Source organism: Streptomyces sp. NPDC051183, from assembly GCF_040682455.1.
Taxonomy (GTDB): domain Bacteria; phylum Actinomycetota; class Actinomycetes; order Streptomycetales; family Streptomycetaceae; genus Streptomyces.
This window is the reverse complement of record NZ_JBFBBA010000008.1, coordinates 14,058-27,613: the sequence shown is the minus strand read 5'-3', so window position 1 is coordinate 27,613 and position 13,556 is coordinate 14,058. Positions and strand designations below refer to the sequence as shown.

The following is a 13,556-nucleotide window of genomic DNA, read 5'->3' as shown; positions in this document are numbered from 1 at the left end:
CCCTCAGAAGGCGCACATTCGACACATACAACGAGCACCGGGCGTCATCGTCGCCTCGGTCGCAAGGGTGCGGCTGCTCGTCGTGGTCATGGGCCCCAGTAAACCAGACGTATCCCTTGACCGATCAATGATGTCCGCATAGCGGACGGATTCTGGCCGCATAGCGGACAACACCGGTCACGGCCGGGGGTCCGTCCCGATCACCACACCAGCGGCACTGACCTGCACGGATACCGCCGAAAGGTCCCGTACGACCACGTCCGCGTCGAGTTCCGCGGCGGTGTGCGTTGTGGTCAAGGCCACGGTCCGCATCCCGGCCGCGCGGCCGGCCGCCAGCCCCGCCGGCGCGTCCTCGAAGACCGCGCAGCGGGCCGGGTCCACGCCGAGCCGGGCGGCCGCCAGCAGGAAGGGCTCGGGGTCGGGCTTGCCCCGGGTGATGTCCTCGGCGGCGACCAGCTCGGGGAAGTCGATGCCCGCCTCGCGCAGCCGGGCCTCGGCCAGCGGCCGGGTGGCGGAGGTGACCACCGCCCAGCGGCCGGCCGGCAGCGCGGACAGCAGTTCCTTGGTGCCGGGCAGCAGCACGACCCCGCCCGGTACGTCGTCGATCTCCAGGGCCTCGATGCGGGCCAGGGCCCCGGCCCGCGCTCCGGCGGGGAGCAGCTCGGCGATGATCTCCGCCGCGGGGCGGCCGTGCAGCTCGACCCGGGCGAAATCCTCCTCGGCGATCCCGTGCTCGCGGGCCCAGCGGGTCCAGCAGCGGTGCACGGAGTCCATGGAGGAGACGAGCGTGCCGTCGTTGTCGAACAGCAGGGCTTCGGCATGCAGGTTCATGTCTTCCAGCAAAGCCCCGGAGCAGGGGTGCGCGCACTGGGTCTTTCGGCCCGTAATACGCTCGCTGCATGCTCGACGCCCTGACGGTCGCCATCGGCGTGGCCGCACTCGCCCTCGCCGCCTGGTGCGGTTTCGCCGCCTGGCGGGACCAGCCGACCAAGGACTGGCACTTCATCGGCATGGCCGTGGTGACCGTCCTGGTCCTCGCCCAGCTGGTGGTCGGCCTGGTCCAGCTCGCCCGCGGCGAGGAGCCGGGCCAGGGCACGGTGCTGTTCGTGTCGTACCTGCTGGGCGCGCTCGCGGCCGTTCCGGCCGCCGCGCTGCTCTCGCTGACCGAGCGGTCCAAGTGGGGCTCGGTGACGGTGGCCGCGGGCGCGGTCGTCCTCGCCGTCCTCGAAGTACGGCTCTACGACATCTGGGGATCCACCGGTGCCTGACACGACGACTGACACTCCCGCCGCGCGCAGGCGGCTGGTCTCCGGACCGGGGCTGCTGCTGGTCTGGCTGTACGGGGTGATGGTGGTGGGCGCCGTCTCGCGGTCGGCGTACCAGATCTCCACCGAGTTCGACCGGGCGCCGCTGGCGTACTCGCTGTCCGCGGCGGCGGCGCTGGTCTACGCCTTCATCACGTACTCGCTGGTGCGCGGCGGGGAGCGCGCCCGCAAGGCGGCGCTGCTGTGCTGCGCCGCCGAGCTGGTCGGCGTACTGACGGTGGGCGCCTGGACGCTGGCGCGCCCGGAGGCCTTCCCCGACGCGACCGTGTGGTCGGACTTCGGGATGGGCTACCTGTTCATCCCGGTGATCCTGCCGATCACCGGGATGCTCTGGCTGCGCAAGCGCTGAATTCAGGCGCTGGATCAGGCGCTGACCGCGAAGTCCGAGGCCTCCTTGGCCTCCTTCTCCAGGATCACCAGCCGCACGCCGTCGGAGGCGGTGCGGCCGCCGACCTGGGTGTAGCCGGCCTTGCGGTAGAGGCGCAGGTTGCCCTCGCTCTTGTGTCCGGTGTGCAGCCGGTAGCGGGCGGTCCCGTCGTGGCCCGCGAGGGCCTCCTCGACGGCGCGCAGCAGCCGGGCGCCGAGCCCGTGGCCCTGGAGCCGCGGGTGCACGCAGAGCTTGTGGATCTTGCCGGTGCCCTCTTCGTCGACGTTGCCGCGCACGGCGCCGACGATCTCGTCGCCGAGCCGGGCCACCAGTACGGTGTCCGTCGCCAGCTCCGCCTTCAGGGAGTCCAGGGACTGGGTGAGGGGCTGGATGCGGTAGTTGCCGTACAGCTCCGCCTCGCTCTGGAACGCCAGGTACTGGAGTTTGATGATCTGCTCGGCGTCCTCGGCAGTTGCTGCCGAAATGGTCACGCTCATGCCCATGTGCGCATGCCTCCCGCTCACCTGGTGGCCCGTTGGTCTACCGCTCCTTTCCCCGCAGGCCAGGAGCCGCAACCTCTGCAGCCAGCATTCTGCGCAGACATCCCAGGCAACGGGAACGGACAGGCCCCAAACTTCCTTGTGAGATACCCAACTCTCCTGCGATTTCACGGTAGGTGAGGTCCCTGGGCGAAAGAAGTGCTCCCATCAGCTCCGGACACCGTCCGGGCAATCGGGCGACCGCCGATCGGAGGGCCCGGTTCTCCTCGCCGTTCAGAAGGGCGTCTTCCGGTTCTGCGGCCGCACTGGTAAGGGGTCCCCCGTCCACGTGGTGACGGCGGTGGCCGTACGGCACTTCGCGCCGCGCCCGGCGGCGCGCCCGGCGCGCCTCGCCCCGTACCGCCCGGCGCAGCCAGCGCGCCGGCTCGGCGAGGGTGCGCTGGCCCGGGTCGCGTTCGAGCAGCCTGACCCAGACGGCTTGTTCCAGGTCGGCCGCGTCCACTCCGGTGCCCGCGGCCTCGGCGGCCGCCTCGGCGGAGAGCAGCGGGCCGAGCTTCTCAAAGAGGTCAGCCTTCAGCAGGTCCATGCCGGGCGGGACGCGAAGGCCGTGCCCGGCGGTTTCCCCGCCGCGCTCGGCCCACTCGTACGAGAAGCCCCGGCTACCGGTTGACGCCCCGGCCAGGGCGGAAGTCCTCCGCCGCGAGCAGCCCGGTGTCCGGGTTGTCGGTGAAGATGCCGTCGATGCCCTGATCGAAGTACTTCCGGAAGGCGGCGAAGGCGTCGCCGTAGGCGTTCGGGTCGGTGCCCTTGCGGAAGTCGGCGGGCAGGAAGGCGTTCTCGTTGCGCGCCGTGTAGGGGTGCAGGATCAGCCCCTGCGCGTGGGCGTCCTTGACCAGGGTGGTCGGGGAGGTGAGCTTGCCGGCCGCGTCGCGCGGCAGGATCAGGTCCATGGTCGGGCCGATGCCCTGGGCGAATCCGGCGATCCACTTCAGGCCCTCGGGCTTGACCAGGTCCGCGACCGTACGGGGGTCCTTGGCCAGCTCGAAGTCCCACGGGCGGGTGGCGGCGGCGGAGAGCAGGACCACGCGCGGCGCGGAGACCAGCCGGGAGAGCCGCTGGATGCTGGACGGCTCGAAGGACTGGAGGAAGAGGGGCGCGCCCCGGCCGTCGCGGCCGTAGCGGCGCAGCAGCTTGGCGAGCGGCTCCTCCAGGCCGAGGCCGAGCGAGCGGAAGTAGCTGGGGTGCTTCGTCTCGACGTGCAGCCAGACCCGCTTGCCGCGCCGCTTGCCCTCGCGGTCGGCCCAGCGGAGCACCTCTTCGAAGGTGGGCACCGCCCACCGGCCGTCGTAGGGGGTGTTGCGCTGCCGGACGGCGGGGATACGTTCCTTCGCCCGCAGGGTCTTCAGCTCGGCGAGGGTGAAGTCCTCGGTGAACCAGCCGGTCAGGGAGACCCCGTCGATCGACTTCGTGGTGCGCCGGGACGCGAACTCGGGGTGGTCGGCGACGTCGGTGGTGCCGCCGATCTCGTTCTCGTGCCGGCATACGAGATGGCCGTCCCGGGTGGGGACGAGGTCCTGCTCGACGACGTCGGCGCCGAGGTCGAGGGCGAGCTGGTAGGAGCCGATCGTGTGCTCGGGCCGGTAGCCGCTGGCTCCCCGGTGGCCGATGACCGTCGGGACGGGGAGGTCGCGGTATCCGCCACCGTGGCCGGCGCCCGCCGCCGATGCGGGACCCGCCGAGAGACCGGCCAGACTGCCGCCCGCTGCCAGGACGGCCGCCCCCAGGACCGTGCGCCGCGCTGCCCCACCCTGCGTCATGAATGCTCCCTCTTCTCGGCCCGGATCGGCCCGCCGATGGTAGGCAAACGCCGATGGCGAGAAGGTGGGACTGCGGGGAACATGGCGGAAACGTGCGTCAACACTGCGTATCCACCTCGTGAACCCGATGTGCGATCAGAGCTGACCCGCGAGTATCGTCCTCACCTGCACTGCTGCCGTACGGCGAGTGCCGAATCGCTTTTCGATGCCGGAGGGCCCACGTTGTTCCGTACTGCGCTCATCAAAGCCACTGTCGGACCGGTCATGCGCATGATGTTCCGCACCCGCGTGGAGGGCATCGAGAACATCCCGGGCTCCGGACCTGTGATCCTGGCGGGCAACCACCTCACCTTCATCGACTCCATGATCCTTCCGCTGGTGTGCGACCGCACGGTCCACTTCATCGGCAAGGACGAGTACGTGACGGGCAAGGGGATCAAGGGCCGCCTGATGGCGTGGTTCTTCACCGGCGCCGGAATGATCCCCGTCGACCGTGACGGGGCCAACGGCGGCGTCGCGGCCTTGATGACCGGTCGCAGGATCCTCGACGAGGGCAAGATCTTCGGCATCTACCCCGAGGGCACCCGCTCCCCCGACGGGCGCCTCTACCGCGGCCGCACCGGGATCGCCCGCCTGACCCTGATGACCGGCGCCCCCGTGGTCCCGTTCGCGATGATCGGCACCGACAAGCTCCAGCCCGGCGGCGCCGGCATGCCGCGCCCGGGCCGGGTCACCGTCCGGTTCGGCGAGCCGATGGAGTTCTCCCGCTACGAGGGCATGGACCGCGACCGCTACGTACTGCGCGCCGTCACCGACTCCGTGATGGCCGAGGTCATGCGGCTCTCGGGCCAGGAGTACGTGGACATGTACGCGACCAAGGCGAAGGCCGCGTGACCCTACTGCCTCTGCAGTGACCGGCTGACGCCCGCCGCCGTGGTGGTGGCGAGGATCCACCCGGTCACGATCAGCAGGTAGGACAGCCACTGGAGCCAGCCGCTCGGCGCGTAGGCGGCCTCCTGCCCGAAGCTGATGATCGGCACCAGCAGGTCGATCGTGTAGAACACCGCGTTGAAGTCCGGAGCCTCGCCCGCCTTCAGGGGCCGCGGCGGAGTGATCCCGTATGCGACCGCTCCGGTCAGCAGCAGGGCCAGCAGCCAGCCCACCGGCCGCAGCGGCCGGAATCCGTACCCGACGGTGACGTCCTGGAGCTGCCCCCACAGCCGGGCGGGCCGGGGCAGGGTGCGGCGGTGCCTGCGCAGCTTGGCGAGCTGGACGGTCCGGGCGCCTGCCTCGTCGCCCGCCGTGCGGTAGGCCGCGGCGAGCTGTTCGTAGATGTACGGCAGGTAGCCCGACTCCTCGCGCTCCAGGACGGGCAGCCGCTGCTCGGCGGGCAGGTGCGGGCTCATCGCCCTGTAGCCGAGCCCGGCCAGGCGCACCGTACCCGGCCAGGTCTCGGGCTCCACGTGCAGCAGGTCGAACTGGGAACGGCGCAGGTTGACCGAGCCCTGGATGGTGCCGCAGTCCCGTAGCCAGACCTCGCCGACGGTGCAGCTGCTCGCCCGCAGGGCCACGCCGCCGGGATTGACGAACCGGGCGTGCGCGAAGTTGAGCTGGCCCGGTATCCGGGAGCCGGTGAGGTTGACCCGGCCCAGCAGCTGCGCGCGCATCGCCCGCAGGTCGGTGCCGACGGTCACGGTCTCCGCGTGCAGGGCCGTGCCGCCGGGCTCGTGGAGACGGGCGTCGTCGAGGTTGATCTGGCCCCCGACGACCGCGCCGTTGACGCGCGTCTGGCCGTGTACGGTCAGCCCGAAGGCGATGATGTCGGTGCCGATGGCGGCGTGGTTGAGCTGGAGCGCCGCTTCGCCGGCGAGGTCGCCCTCGACCGGGCCGATCACGGCGTCCTGGAGGAAGAGGCCGCCCTCGATCTGGGCCCCCGCGAGGCGCACCGGGCCGCGGATCCGGCAGCAGGACAGCCTCAGCACGACCTCGACGCGGACGGTGGACGCGGTGAGGCCCGGCAGGGACGAGTCCGTGAGGACGAGTGCGCGCAGCCGTGCCCCGTAGAGCCCCGGTTTGCGCTCGAACCAGCAGCCACGCATCCGCATCGGGACGTCGATCGCGGCGTACTTGAGGTCCAGTTTCCCGGTGACCTTGGCGCCCTTGATCTTGAGTCCGGGGACTTGGCCGGCCACGCTGGGGCCGCTCAGCAGGAGCGCCATGAGCACTTCGGCGCGTACGGTGCGCTCCGGTCCCCAGGAGGCGCCGTCGGCCGCGTCCTCGTCGGGGTCCTCCCGGAAGTCGACGCCGTCCCCGCGCGGGAAGGCGTCCCATATGCGGCGCTCCGCCGGGGTCAGGTCGTTGATCTCCATCGCCGGGATGGTGTCCCGCGGGCCGACGGGCTGTCAACTCCGCGCGGGACACCGCCCGCTGGCGTGGCGTCAGTGCTCGATGCCGTCCTGGAGCTCCTGGCCCTTCAGCAGGAACCAGGCGGCCGCGGCGGTGGCCAGCAGCACGGCCGCGCCGACGCCCGAGGCCAGCCGGAGCCCGTCCACGAAGGCCTCCTGGGCCGCGCCGACCATCTGCTGGGCGGTCTGCGGGTCCAGCGACCTGGCCGCTTCGACGGCGCCGCCGAGGGATTCGTGCGCGGCGTCGGCGACCGGGCCGGTGACCGAGGCAGGGGCGTTGAAGCCCTGGTAGACGCCGGTGACTACGGAGCCGAGCAGGGCGATGCCGAGGGCGGCGCCGAGTTCGTACGCCGTCTCGGAGACGGCGGAGGCCGAGCCGGCCTGCTCCTTGGGGACGCTGGAGAGGATCACGTCGGCGGTGACGGTGAAGGAGAAGCCCGCACCGAGGCCGACGACGAGCAGAGCCGCACCGAGCAGCGGGTAGCCGCTCTCCTTGTGGATCACGGTGAGCGCGGCCAGGGCCAGACCGATGGCGGCGAGACCGCCGGTCACGATGGACCGTACCGAGTACTTGCGGGCGTACTTGCCGGCGACGAGGCCGGTGGCCACCGCACCGATGGCGGCGGGCAGCTCGGCGAGCCCGGCCTCCAGCGGGTCGCGGCCCTGGACCAGCTGGAGGAACTGGGAGAGGAAGAAGACCAGTCCGGACAGTCCGAAGACGGTGAGCAGGTCGGCGAGGACCGCGCCGGAGAAGCCGCGGTGCTTGAAGAGCCGCATGTCGAGCAGCGGGGACGGCAGCGAGAACTGGCGGCGGACGAAGGCGTACAGGCATCCCGCGCCGAGGACGGCGGCGGCCCAGACTCCCCAGGTCGGGCCGTGGGTGGCGACTTCCTTGACGGCGTAGACGACGCCGATGACGCCGACGAGGGACAGCCCGACGCTGAGCAGGTCCCAGGGGCCGGCGACCGGGTTCTTGGACTCGGGCAGCAGCTTGATGCCGACGAGGACCAGGGCGATCATCACGGGGAGGTTGATGAGGAAGACCGAGCCCCACCAGAAGTGCTGGAGCAGGGCTCCGCCGACGACCGGTCCGACGGCCGCGCCGGCCGAGGCGGTGGCACCCCAGATGCCGATGGCGAGGCTGCGCTCCTTGGCGTCGTGGAAGATGTTGCGGATCAGCGCCAGGGTGGACGGCATCAGGGTCGCACCGGCCACGCCGAGCAGCGCCCGGGCGGCGATCATCATCTCGGGGGTGGTGGCGTAGGCGTTGAGGACCGAGACGGCGCCGAAGGCGGTGGCGCCGACCAGGAGCAGCTTCTTGCGGCCTATGCGGTCGCCGAGGGAGCCCATGGAGACGAGCAGGCCGGCGATGACGAAGGAGTAGATGTCGCCGATCCACAGGAGCTGGGTGCCCGACGGCTTGAGGTCCTCGCTGAGGGAGGGGGTGGCGAGACCGAGTACGGTGGCGTCGACCGCGACCAGCAGGACGGCCAGGACGAGCACGGAGAGCGCCAGCCAGCGCCCGGGGCTCTTCCCCTCCGCCCCCTTCTGCCGGCTCAGCTGTACGGTACGGCTCATTTCTCCACACTCCGTCTTGCGCCACCGAGCAGCAACTCGATGATCATGTACTGAAAGTCCTTGGCGGCGACCCGGCCGTCCATCACGGCCCAGGCGCAGGTGCCGATGAGGCCGTAGAGGGCCTCGGTGAGCCAGGCGGGGCTCAGGTCGATGCGGATGTCGCCCTCGTCCTGGCCGCGCCGGAAGAGCGCTCCGACGCGGGCGTCGAGCCGGGCCCATCCCTCGTTGACCTGGTCGCCCTCGAAGAGCTGGTTCTCGGTGACGAGGAAGGCCAGGAGCTCGGCGTTCGGCTCCGCCTCGGCCACGAGCCGCCTGAGCGCGTCGATCGCCGTCCCCTCGTGGAGGCGGGCGTTGTCGAACGCCACCTCGAACTCCCGGATGCCGAGTTCTTCGAGGGCCCGTACGAGGGCGTCGCGCCCGGCGAAGTGCCGGTGGAGCGTCGCGCGGCCGATTCCGGCGGCGCGTGCGACCTCGTCCATCGTGGCGGTCGATTTGCGGGAGAACAGGGCTGCCGCGTCGCGGAGCACCCGGTCACGATCCATGGCCATGAGACAACCATACCCCGAATGAGACGTCCACGTCTCATTCGATCAAAAATTGAGCTGCGAACAGGCAGCACGGAAGGAATCCTGCCGAGATGAAGCCCGCCACCAAGCCCCTGCTGCTGATCGACGTCGACGGGCCGCTGAATCCGTACGCGGCCAAGCCCCAGCGCCGGCCCGAGGGCTACAGCACCCACCGGATGCGCCCGACGGGCTGGACCGAGGCCGAGAGCCCCCGTCCGCTGCGGGTCTGGCTCAACCACGGCCACGGTGCGGAGCTGCTCGCGCTGGCGGACTCGTACGAGCTGGTGTGGGCGACCACCTGGAAGGACGAGGCCAACGACTGGATAGGCCCGCACCTGGGGCTGCCGCGACTGCCGTACATCGACTGGCCGGTGATGCACGGCCGGGCACCGCGCGGGACGTTCTGGAAGACCCAGTACGTCCTGGAGTACGCGGGGGCGCGCCCCTTCGCGTGGATCGACGACGACATCACGGCCATGGACCACGAGTACGTCGACCAGCACCACCCGGCGCACTCGCTGCTGCTGCGCATCGACGAGCAGATCGGCCTGCTCCGCGAGGACTTCGACACCCTGGCCGCATGGGCCGCCCGCACGACGGCCTGATCCCGGGGCCCGGACACGCGGAAGGGGTGGTGCGGGCCGCACGGCCCGCACCACCCCTTCCGGCGTGACTGCTGCTACTGCTTGTGGGTCGCCCAGGCGTGCTGGATGACCAGGTCGGCCTTCAGCTCGGTGAGCTGGACCGCGACCGCCGACGGGGCGGTTCCGCCGCGGCCGTTGCGGGAGGCCAGCGCGCCGGGCACGTTGAGGACGGTGCGGACCTCGGGGGTCAGGTGCTCCGAGATCTTCGCGAACTGCTCGTCCGTGAGCTCGTCGAGCTCGATGCCGAGCCCCTCGCACTCCTTGACGCACTCGCCCGCGACCTCGTGCGCCACCCGGAACGGGACGCCCTGCTTGACCAGCCACTCCGCGATGTCGGTGGCGAGCGAGAAGCCCGCCGGAGCCAGCTCCTCCATCCGCTCCCGGTTGACCGTGAGGGTCGCCATCATCCCGGTGAAGGCCGGCAGCAGCACTTCGAGGGTGTCGCAGGAGTCGAAGACCGGCTCCTTGTCCTCCTGCAGGTCGCGGTTGTACGCGAGCGGCAGCGCCTTCAGCGTGGCCAGGAGCCCGGTCAGGTTGCCGATGAGGCGGCCCGACTTGCCGCGCGCCAGCTCGGCGATGTCCGGGTTCTTCTTCTGCGGCATGATCGACGACCCGGTCGAGAAGGCGTCGTGCAGCGTCACGAAGGAGAACTCCTTCGTGTTCCAGATGATGATCTCCTCCGCGATCCGGGACAGGTTGATCCCGATCATCGCGGTGATGAAGGCGAACTCGGCGACGAAGTCGCGCGAGGCCGTCCCGTCGATGGAGTTGCCGACCGAGCCGCGCTCGAAGCCCAGGTCGGCAGCGACCGCCTCCGGGTCCAGGCCCAGCGAGGAGCCGGCCAGCGCGCCCGAGCCGTACGGGGAGACCGCGGTCCGGGTGTCCCACTGCCGCAGCCGCTCCGCGTCCCGGGACAGGGACTGCACGTGGGCCAGTACGTGGTGGGCGAAGAGCACCGGCTGTGCGTGCTGGAGGTGCGTGCGGCCCGGCATGGCCACGTCGGCGTGCGCCTCGGCCAGCCCGACCAGCGCGTCCTGGAGCTCGGCGACCAGGCCGCCGATGGTGCGGGCGTGGTCGCGCAGGTACATCCGGAAGAGGGTGGCCACCTGGTCGTTGCGGGACCGGCCGGCCCGCAGCTTGCCGCCGAGGTCGGCGCCGAGCCGCTCCAGGAGGCCCCGCTCCAGGGCCGTGTGCACGTCCTCGTCGGCGATGGTGCCGACGAAGGAGCCGCTCGCTACGTCGGTCTCCAGCTGGTCCAGGCCCGCGATCATGCGGTCCAGTTCCTCGGCCGTGAGCAGGCCCGCCTTGTGGAGCACGCGGGCGTGGGCGCGCGAGCCGGCGATGTCGTACGGCGCGAGGCGCCAGTCGAAGTGGACCGACGCGGACAGCTTCGCGAGGGCCTCGGCGGGGCCGTCGGCGAAGCGCCCGCCCCAGAGCCGGACGTCACCGTTGTTGCTGCTCACAGCTACTGCTCCTCAAGACTGCATGGCTTCGGGTGTGCAACGGCCTCCCCGCCGCGGAGGTAACGGGGAGGCCGCCCTGGTACTGCGTACTGCGTGTTTCGTGCCGGGCGACGGCTCAGGCGAGGTCGCGGCGGGCCGCGATCTTCGAGGAGAGGCCGAAGATCTCGATGAACCCCTGGGCCTTGGACTGGTCGAAGGTGTCGCCCGAGTCGTAGGTCGCCAGGTTGAAGTCGTAGAGCGACTCCTCGGACCTGCGGCCGGTGACGACGGCGCGGCCGCCGTGCAGCGTCATCCGGATGTCACCGGTGACGTGCTGGTTGGCCTCGTTGATGAAGCCGTCCAGCGCCCGCTTGAGCGGGGAGAACCACAGGCCGTCGTAGACCATCTCGCCCCAGCGCTGCTCGACCTGCCGCTTGTAGCGGGCCAGCTCGCGCTCGACGGTGACGTTCTCCAGCTCCTGGTGGGCGGTGATCAGCGCGATCGCGCCCGGGGCCTCGTACACCTCGCGGGACTTGATGCCGACCAGGCGGTCCTCGACGATGTCGATCCGGCCGATGCCCTGGGCTCCGGCGCGCTCATTGAGCTGCTGGATGGCCTGCAGGACGGTGACGGGCCTGCCGTCGATGGCGACCGGGACGCCGGCCTCGAAGGAGATGACGACCTCGTCGGCCTCGCGAGGGAGCGCCGGGTTGGAGGTGTACTCGTAGATGTCCTCGATCGGGGCGTTCCAGATGTCCTCCAGGAAGCCCGTCTCGACGGCACGCCCGAAGACGTTCTGGTCGATGGAGTACGGGGACTTCTTGGTGGTCGCGATCGGGAGGTCGGCCTTCTCGGCGAAGGCGATGGCCTTGTCCCGGGTCATCGCGTAGTCGCGGACCGGGGCGATGCACTTGAGGTCGGGGCCGAGGGCGGCGATGCCGGCCTCGAAGCGGACCTGGTCGTTGCCCTTGCCGGTGCAGCCGTGGGCGACGGTCGAGGCGCCGTGCTTCGCGGCGGCGGCGACCAGGTGCTTGACGATCGTGGGCCGGGAGAGCGCCGAGACAAGCGGGTAGCGGTCCATGTAGAGGGCGTTCGCCTTGATCGCCGGAAGGCAGTACTCGTCGGCGAACTCGTCCTTGGCGTCGGCGACCTCGGCCTCGACGGCACCGCATGCGAGAGCGCGCTTGCGGATGACGTCCAGGTCCTCGCCGCCCTGGCCGACGTCCACGGCAACGGCGATGACCTCGGCGCCCGTCTCCTCGGCGATCCAGCCGATGGCGACGGAGGTGTCCAGGCCGCCCGAATAGGCGAGTACGACGCGCTCGGCCACGGGTTTCTCCTTACGGTGCATTCAACGACAGGCATAACTATGCACTGCTCCGTATGTTTCGTCAATCCGCCCTGTCGTGCCTCCTGACCAGCGGGAATATCGGAGGCGCGACGGCCGACCGGTTGCCTACGCTCAGCGGTCAAGGACAACGGGCGGGGAGGCCGCATGGGCGCGAGGCGGGAACGGGCGGTACTGGCGGGGCGCGAGAGCGCGTCGCGGCTGATGCACGGCGGGGAATCCGGTCACACGCCGGAGCCGCTCCCGGAGGGCTCGGTGCACACGTGGATCGCCTTCGACCAGGCAGTGCGCGAGATCCAACGCCGGCACCACGGGACCGCCCCCGACGGCCATCCGGTGGTCGCGCTGTGCCACCCCGACGGCCATGTCCGCGAGGATGCGCTCCGGGGGGCGGATCCGGTGCCCGAACTCCTCGCGATCCGCTGCACCGACTGGGTTCCGGCCGTACGCGAACAGGCCCGGCGCGTGCTGCTCGGGGCGATGGCCGCCGACCCCGCGGGCACCCTGCGCCGGCTGACCCCGCTCCTCCTGCGGCTGGCCCGGCGCGAGCACGGCGCCTGGGTCCTGGAGCTGCTGCCCCTGGCGCTGCGCGGCACGCAGGTGCAGGCCGAGCTGCGCGCGAGCGCGGACCTGCCGACCCGGCGGTACGCCGCGCGGCTGTCGCTGGAGACCGGCCGGTTCGGCGTACGGGAGCTCGCCCGGCTGGCCGCCGCCGAGCTGGATCCGCAGACCGGCCAGCTGTGGGCGGACGCCGCGCTCGCGTCCATGGCGGCCGACGGGCCGGACGACGAGGCCTTCGCCTCCCTTCTCGGCTCCCACAGCCCGGCGGTCCGCGCCGCCGGGGTCACCGCCCTGCGCCGGGCCGGGTGGGCCGCCCGGGCCGCGGAGCACCTCACCGACCGCTCCGGGCTGGTCCGGGCCTGCGCCCGGTGGGCGGTCCGCCAGGACGGCGGCGACCCGTACGGCCGCTACCGCGAGCTGGTCGAGGACCCGGGCCGCATCACCCCGTACGCCGTGACGGGCTTCGCCGAGTGCGCCGGCCGCGGGGACGCGCCGCTGCTGCGCGGGCTGCTGGCGCACCCCGACAACGCGGTGCGGGCCGCCGCCGTGGGCGGGCTGCGGCTGCTGGACACCACCGACATCGCGCTGCTGCGCCCGCTGCTGGACGACCCGTCGGCGGCCGTGGCCCGCGAGGCCTCCCTGAGCCTGCGCGCCTCGGCCGGGCAGCTGCCCGCCGACTGGCTGCGGGCCCGCATGGAGCCCGGCCGGCCGGTGCACACCCGACGGGCCGCGTACCGGCTGCTGCACGAACAGGGCGGTGTGGCCGGATTGCGCGCCGCGGTGGAGCTGCTGGCGGACGATGACCCGACCCTGCGGCGCACCGCCGCACAGCACGTCCAGAGCCTGTGGTCCCCGTACCGGCCGCTCGCCCTGCCGGTGCGGGACCCGGAGGTCGGCGCCCTGCTGGACCGCTGCACGGGGCTGTTCAGCGACTGGGTCATACGGCAGATGCGCTCAAGGCTGGGGCTGCCCGCCGGGCCGTCCACGGCGGACGGATACTGAT

Annotated in this window: 14 protein-coding genes; 5 read left to right on the top strand and 9 right to left on the bottom strand. The window is 71.6% G+C overall.

Going from position 1 to position 13,556, the window contains the following annotated elements; all coding sequences use genetic code 11:
* Window positions 1–177: 177 nt before the first annotated feature.
* Window positions 178–831: an HAD-IA family hydrolase gene (locus tag AB0M99_RS09025; protein ID WP_365918164.1), complete on the bottom strand. Its 654-nt coding sequence runs from the start codon at window positions 829–831 to the stop codon at window positions 178–180.
* 68 nt (window positions 832–899) lie between these two features.
* Between AB0M99_RS09025 and AB0M99_RS09020 the strand changes: the two genes are divergently transcribed.
* Both AB0M99_RS09020 and AB0M99_RS09015 read left to right on the top strand, forming a co-directional pair.
* Complete coding sequence (locus tag AB0M99_RS09020) at window positions 900–1,268, top strand: hypothetical protein (RefSeq protein WP_365918163.1); 369 nt, start codon at window positions 900–902, stop codon at window positions 1,266–1,268.
* The gene (locus AB0M99_RS09015; protein ID WP_365918161.1) at window positions 1,261–1,674 is read left to right on the top strand and encodes a hypothetical protein; all 414 of its coding nucleotides are present in this window, start codon (window positions 1,261–1,263) and stop codon (window positions 1,672–1,674) included. The genes AB0M99_RS09020 and AB0M99_RS09015 overlap by 8 nt, the downstream gene beginning before the upstream one ends.
* Window positions 1,675–1,688: 14 nt before the next feature.
* Here AB0M99_RS09015 and AB0M99_RS09010 read toward each other — a convergent pair whose 3' ends face one another.
* The 3 genes from AB0M99_RS09010 to AB0M99_RS09000 form a co-directional block, all read right to left on the bottom strand.
* Window positions 1,689–2,195, bottom strand: a complete 507-nt coding sequence (locus AB0M99_RS09010; RefSeq protein ID WP_365918159.1) for a GNAT family N-acetyltransferase — start codon at window positions 2,193–2,195, stop codon at window positions 1,689–1,691.
* A gap of 37 nt (window positions 2,196–2,232) precedes the next feature.
* On the bottom strand, window positions 2,233–2,778 hold the full coding sequence (locus tag AB0M99_RS09005; protein WP_365918157.1) for a sigma-70 family RNA polymerase sigma factor: 546 nt from the start codon (window positions 2,776–2,778) through the stop codon (window positions 2,233–2,235).
* A 73-nt stretch (window positions 2,779–2,851) separates the two neighbouring features.
* Window positions 2,852–4,009 carry a glycerophosphodiester phosphodiesterase gene (locus tag AB0M99_RS09000; RefSeq protein WP_365918155.1) on the bottom strand — a complete coding sequence of 386 codons (1,158 nt, stop codon included), beginning with the start codon at window positions 4,007–4,009 and terminating at the stop codon, window positions 2,852–2,854.
* Between the two features lie 264 nt (window positions 4,010–4,273).
* Here AB0M99_RS09000 and AB0M99_RS08995 point away from each other — a divergent pair, with 264 nt between their 5' ends.
* Window positions 4,274–4,903: a lysophospholipid acyltransferase family protein gene (locus tag AB0M99_RS08995; protein WP_365918153.1), complete on the top strand. Its 630-nt coding sequence runs from the start codon at window positions 4,274–4,276 to the stop codon at window positions 4,901–4,903.
* Between the two features lie 2 nt (window positions 4,904–4,905).
* On the opposite strand, the gene AB0M99_RS08990 is transcribed toward AB0M99_RS08995, so the two are convergent.
* The 3 genes from AB0M99_RS08990 to AB0M99_RS08980 all read right to left on the bottom strand — a co-directional run bounded on the left by AB0M99_RS08990 (window position 4,906) and on the right by AB0M99_RS08980 (window position 8,540).
* Window positions 4,906–6,378 carry a membrane-associated oxidoreductase gene (locus AB0M99_RS08990; RefSeq protein WP_365918151.1) on the bottom strand — a complete coding sequence of 491 codons (1,473 nt, stop codon included), beginning with the start codon at window positions 6,376–6,378 and terminating at the stop codon, window positions 4,906–4,908.
* A gap of 69 nt (window positions 6,379–6,447) precedes the next feature.
* Entirely contained in the window at window positions 6,448–7,992 is a 1,545-nt protein-coding gene (locus AB0M99_RS08985; protein WP_365918149.1) for an MFS transporter, read from the bottom strand.
* A complete protein-coding gene (locus AB0M99_RS08980) occupies window positions 7,989–8,540 on the bottom strand; it encodes a helix-turn-helix domain-containing protein (RefSeq protein ID WP_365918148.1) in 552 nt (183 codons plus the stop codon). Before AB0M99_RS08980 ends, AB0M99_RS08985 begins: the two co-directional genes overlap by 4 nt.
* 89 nt (window positions 8,541–8,629) lie before the next feature.
* On the opposite strand from AB0M99_RS08980, the gene AB0M99_RS08975 reads away from it, so the two are divergent.
* Window positions 8,630–9,163, top strand: a complete 534-nt coding sequence (locus AB0M99_RS08975; RefSeq protein ID WP_365918146.1) for an HAD domain-containing protein — start codon at window positions 8,630–8,632, stop codon at window positions 9,161–9,163.
* A 74-nt stretch (window positions 9,164–9,237) separates the two neighbouring features.
* Here the strand turns inward: AB0M99_RS08975 and argH are convergent, their stop codons facing one another.
* Together argH and AB0M99_RS08965 are read right to left on the bottom strand one after the other, a co-directional pair.
* Window positions 9,238–10,665 carry an argininosuccinate lyase gene (argH, locus tag AB0M99_RS08970; RefSeq protein ID WP_365918144.1) on the bottom strand — a complete coding sequence of 476 codons (1,428 nt, stop codon included), beginning with the start codon at window positions 10,663–10,665 and terminating at the stop codon, window positions 9,238–9,240.
* Window positions 10,666–10,780: 115 nt separating this feature from the next.
* Window positions 10,781–11,974, bottom strand: coding sequence for an argininosuccinate synthase (locus AB0M99_RS08965; protein ID WP_365918142.1), 1,194 nt, complete (start codon window positions 11,972–11,974; stop codon window positions 10,781–10,783).
* A 165-nt stretch (window positions 11,975–12,139) separates the two neighbouring features.
* Here AB0M99_RS08965 and AB0M99_RS08960 point away from each other — a divergent pair, with 165 nt between their 5' ends.
* A complete protein-coding gene (locus tag AB0M99_RS08960; RefSeq protein ID WP_365918140.1) occupies window positions 12,140–13,555 on the top strand; it encodes a hypothetical protein in 1,416 nt (471 codons plus the stop codon).
* Window position 13,556: the final 1 nt, after the last annotated feature.